General features: G+C 78.1%; 3 protein-coding genes and 1 pseudogene. All 4 read right to left on the reverse strand.

Annotated elements, in window-relative coordinates:
• Window positions 1–192: pseudogene (locus tag WDV85_RS11335) on the reverse strand (DUF721 domain-containing protein); the annotation flags it as partial.
• A complete protein-coding gene (locus WDV85_RS11340; RefSeq protein ID WP_339570710.1) occupies window positions 185–1,564 on the reverse strand; it encodes a DNA replication/repair protein RecF in 1,380 nt (459 codons plus the stop codon). The gene WDV85_RS11340 and the pseudogene WDV85_RS11335, both read right to left, overlap by 8 nt.
• Window positions 1,565–1,655: 91 nt before the next feature.
• On the reverse strand, window positions 1,656–2,705 hold the full coding sequence (gene gnd / locus WDV85_RS11345) for a phosphogluconate dehydrogenase (NAD(+)-dependent, decarboxylating) (protein ID WP_339570711.1): 1,050 nt from the start codon (window positions 2,703–2,705) through the stop codon (window positions 1,656–1,658).
• A 138-nt stretch (window positions 2,706–2,843) separates the two neighbouring features.
• Window positions 2,844–3,986: a DNA polymerase III subunit beta gene (gene dnaN, locus WDV85_RS11350; protein WP_171203157.1), complete on the reverse strand. Its 1,143-nt coding sequence runs from the start codon at window positions 3,984–3,986 to the stop codon at window positions 2,844–2,846.
• Window positions 3,987–4,823: the final 837 nt, after the last annotated feature.

A 4,823-nucleotide genomic window follows, 5' to 3' on the forward strand; every position in this document is an offset into this window, starting at 1 on the left:
GGGGGCCCCCGGCAGGACGCCGCGGGCGCGGGCCGCCGCCCGCGCGCGGCCCAGCGCCGCGCGGACGGCGTCCGCGGACGGGTCCGCGGAGAGCCCGGCGTCGCCGTCGGCCGGGGGATCGGGAGGGCCGCCGGGTCCGCCAGGGCCGCCGGGGGCCTCAGGGGGCTCGGGCTCGCCGGGACGCTCAGCCACGGCCGTCCCTCCCACCGGGGGAGCCCTCCACGGCGGAGCCCTCGTCGGTGGAGCCCTCCTGAGCGGCCTCCTCGGGCGCGGACCCCTCGTCGGTCTGACCGCCGTCGGCGACGGCGTCCTCGGCCGGTCCGCCGTCGGGCGGCAGCTGCAGGGCGCCGGCGCGCACGTGCACGCGGCGCCCGGTGAGCTGCGGGGGCACGTCCTCGGGCACGGCCGCGGTGAGGAGGACCTGCTCGGCGCCCGCCACCAGCTCGGCCAGCCGGGAGCGCCGGCGCGCGTCGAGCTCGGCGAAGACGTCGTCGAGGACGAGCACGGGCTCGCGCTCGGACGGCGTGCCCGGCCCCTCGCTGCGCAGCAGCTCGTAGGCGCCCAGCCGGAGCGCGAGCGCGTAGGACCACGACTCCCCGTGGCTCGCGTAGCCCCGCGCGGGCAGCCCCCGCAGGGAGAGCAGGACGTCGTCGCGGTGCGGGCCCACGAGCGTCAGCCCCCGCTCGACCTCGCGGCGGCGCAGCTGCTCCATCGCCTCGACGAGCTGGGCGGCCAGGACGTCCCGCGGTGCGGCGCCCGCCTCCCGGGCCGCCTCGGAGGACAGGTCCTCCTCGCCCTCGCCGCGGTGCTCGGCGAGGGAGCCGCGGTAGGCCAGCCGGACGACGTCCGCGAGGCCGCCCTCCGCCGCGGCGCCCGCGCCCGTCCCGCCGGGCGCCGTCTCGGCGACGGCGTCGTAGGCGCGGGCGACGTACGGCGCGAGCCGCGCGAGGAGGTAGCGCCGCGCGGACAGCAGGTCGGCGCCCAGGGCCGCCAGCTGGTGGTCCCACACCTCGATGCCCGGCAGCGGGCCCGCGCCGCGGCGCGCGGCGCTCGTCGCGCCCGCCGAGCGCAGGAGGGCGTTGCGCTGCTTCAGCGCCCGGTCGTACTCGGCGCGCACGCCGGCCAGGCGCGGGGCGAGGAGCACGAGGAGGTCGTCGGCGAAGCGGCGCCGGCCCTCGGGGTCGCCCTTGACGAGGGCGAGGTCCTCCGGCGCGAAGAGCACGGTGCGCAGCGTGCCGACGAGCTCGCGCGCCCGCGGCAGCGCCGCGCGCCCGAGCCGCGCCCGGTTCGCGCGCCCGGGGTTGATCTCGACCTCCGCGAGCAGCGGGCGGCCGTCGCGGACCACGCTCGCGCGCACGACCGCCCGCTCGGCGCCCGCCCGCACGAGCGGGGCGTCGTTCGCGACGCGGTGGCTCGACAGGGAGGCGACGTAGCCGAGCGCCTCGACGAGGTTGGTCTTCCCCTGCCCGTTGGGGCCGACGAGCGCCGTCACCCCGGGCTCGAGCGGGAGCTCGGCGCGCTCGTAGTTGCGGAAGTCGGCGAGCGACAGGTGCGCCACGTGCACCGCGCCGACCTCCGTCCTCCCGCTCTCGTCCCCCCGCCCCGCGCACCGCCCCCGCGCGCCCCGGGGGAGGACGGCGCGGCGGGGCCCCGGGCTAGGCGGAGTGGTCCACGTCCGAGCTGCCCGACGTCGGGCCGGCGTGGGCCGGACCGGTCTCCTCGCTCGAGGCCGGCTGGTCGCTCTCGGGGGTGTCCCCGCCGCCCGAGCTCGGGCCGGCGGCGTGGACGGCGTGGCCGCCGAACTGGTTGCGCAGCGCCGCCACGGCCTTCATGGCGGGGGAGTCGGCCTGGCGCGAGGTGAAGCGGGCGAAGAGCGCCGCCGACATCACCGGCGCGGGGACGGCGTTCTCGACCGCCTCCTGCACCGTCCAGCGACCCTCGCCCGAGTCGTCGACGTAGCCCTGCAGCCTCTCCAGCGCCGGGTCCTCCTCGAGGGCCCGCACCAGGAGGTCGAGCAGCCACGAGCGGACGACGGTGCCGCGCGTCCAGGCCTTGAAGCACCCGGTCTCGTCCGTGACGATCCCCTTGGCGAGCAGCAGCTCGAAGCCCTCGGCGTAGGCCTGCATGAGGCCGTACTCGATGCCGTTGTGGACCATCTTCGCGTAGTGGCCCGCGCCGACGAGGCCGGCGTGGACGAAGCCCTCCTCGCGGGGGCCCTCGGGGCGCAGGGCGTCGAAGACGGGCATCATCCGCGCCACGTCGTCCTCGGCGCCGCCGCACATGAGGCCGTACCCGGCCTCGAGGCCCCACACGCCCCCGGAGACGCCGCAGTCGACGAACCGGACGCCCCGCTCGGCCAGCTGCCGGGCGTGCTCCTCGTCGGCCGTCCACTTGGAGTTGCCGCCGTCGACGACGAGGTCGCCCTCCTCGAGGAGGCCGGCGAGCTCGGTGATCACGGAGTGCGTGACGTCCCCGGCCGGGACCATCACCCAGACCGCGCGCGGGGTCGGCAGCGCCTCGACGAGCGCCGCCAGGCTGTCGACGTCCGTGGCGTCCGGGTCCCGGTCGTAGCCGGTGACCTCGAGGCCCGCCTCGCGGAGGCGGTCCCGCATGCCGCCGCCCATGCGGCCCAGCCCCACCATGCCGAGGTGCTGCACGGGGGCCGAGGTCCCCTCCGTGGTGCCCGTCTGCGTGTCCGTGCTCATGCCGCTCCTCCCCACCGCTCCCGCGGTGCTGCCTGGTCGTCCCGGGCGGCGGCCGCCCGCGTGCGCCCGCCGCGCACGGCCCCCAGCGTGGTGCCGAGGCGCCTCTCGCGCCGCTCGGGCCCCTCGCCGGGGCGAGGCTCAGCCGGCCATCCGGACGGGCATGAGCAGGTACCGGTAGCCCGGGTCGTCGTCGCCCTCCGGCTCCTGCTGGCCCGTGAGGACCGCCGGCTTCGTCGGCTGGGTGAAGGACAGGCGCACGTGCGGCGTCGGCAGCGCCCCCAGCCCGTCGAGGAGGAACGCCGGGTTGAAGGCGATCTCCAGCGGCTCGCCGTCGAGCGTCGCCGGCAGGGCCTCGCTCGCCTGCGCGTCGTCCCCGGCGCCGGCCTCGAGGACCACCTGGCCCTCGGTGAAGGACAGCCGCACCGGGGTGTTGCGCTCCGCCACGAGCGACACGCGCCGCACCGCGTCGACGAGCTCCTCGCGCCCGACGACGGCGCGCACGGCCGACTCGGCCGGGAACAGCGAGCGCACCTTCGGGTACTCGCCGTCGACGAGCAGCGACGTCGTGCGCCGGCCCCCCGCCTCGAAGCCGATCATCGCCGTGCCCGTGCCGCTCGTGCCGTCCGACAGCGCGACGACGACGTCCCCGCCGCCCGAGCCGAGCGAGCGCGCCACCTCCGAGAGCGTGCGGGCGCGGACGAGCGCCGTCGTGGAGGCCCCCGGCGTCGCGGGGGACCACGCCAGCTCGCGCATCGCGAGCCGGTAGCGGTCCGTGGCCAGCAGCGTCAGCCGGTCGCCCTCGATCTCCATGCGGACGCCGGTGAGGATCGGCAGCGTCTCGTCGCGGCTCGCGGCGACGACGACCTGGCCCACCGCCTGCGTCAGCACGTCGCCCGCCACCACGCCGCTGGACGCGGGCATCTCCGGCAGCGCCGGGTACTCCTCGACGGGCATCGTCAGCAGCTGGAAGCGGCTGGCGCCGCACGTCAGCGTCACCTTCGAGCCCTCGCTCACGACCTCCACGGGCCGGCTCGGCAGGCTCCGCGCGATGTCGGCCAGCAGGCGCCCCGACACGAGCGCCCGGCCCGCGTCCTCGACCTCCGCGGCCACCTCGACGCGCCCCGAGACCTCGTAGTCGAAGCCCGCGAGCGACAGCGTCCCGCTCGCGTCGGCATCGAGCACCAGACCGGCGAGCACCGGCACCGGCGGACGGGTGGGGAGGGAGCGCGCGGTCCACGTGACCGCCTCCGCGAGCACGTCGCGCTCGACCCTGAACCTCACGGCGACCGACCCCTCCCGGCGCCCCCGCGCTGCTCGCTGCAGGGGTGCGTCCGCTGGTGCGGCCCGGCGGACGCGCGGGCGCGGTCGCCGACCCTACGGCAGACGCGGCCCGCGGCGAGGGCCCGCACCACGGTCCTCTCCTGGGTCGCACCAGCGGCGGCTCTCCTCCTCGCCCGGTTCGTCGGCCTCTCGGCGTCCGCGACCTCCGGCCTCGGGGCGCTCGTCCCCAGCCCGGCCCTCCACCAGCTGTGCGCGGACCTCCTCTTCACCGGGGAGGCTCGTCCTCGTCATCGGTGCTGTGGACGGTGTGGAGGACGGGGCGGCGCCGCAGGTCACGTCGCGTGTCGCCCTCGGGACGCCGTGGGGGCACCCGTCCGCCGGGTCGACCCAGGGGTGTGCACGCCGGTGCGGCCCCGGCCCTCCGTCCACGGGGGTGTGGACGCGCACGGGGGGATCTCCACAGATGTCCACAGGGTTGTGCACACCTGTGGGGAGGCGCTTGCCGGGGCGGTGGCGCGTCGTGCCCGCCGCACGGATCGCTCCGTCGGGCGTCGCTCGTGGCTCGTGGCTCGAGGAGTTCCGGTCGTGGCCGGGCGGGGGTCCGTCGGGGCGGGTGGTGGGGCGGGCGCCGTCCGGGGCACTGGCTACGCCCCCGCGCTGGGGCCGGCGCCCAGCACGGGCGCTCGCCTGACGTGCCCCGCACGCCACCCGCCCCCACCTGCGTGGACGTCATCACTCGTGGCGGGCGTGGTCCTGGCTCGCCGGTGCGGGGTCTGGTCGTGGCCGGGTGGCTCGTGGCCGGGTGGGTGGGCGCGGGTGGCGGGGGGGGGGGGGGGG

This window comes from Pseudokineococcus sp. 5B2Z-1, from assembly GCF_037482305.1.
Classification (GTDB): Bacteria; Actinomycetota; Actinomycetes; order Actinomycetales; family Quadrisphaeraceae; genus Pseudokineococcus.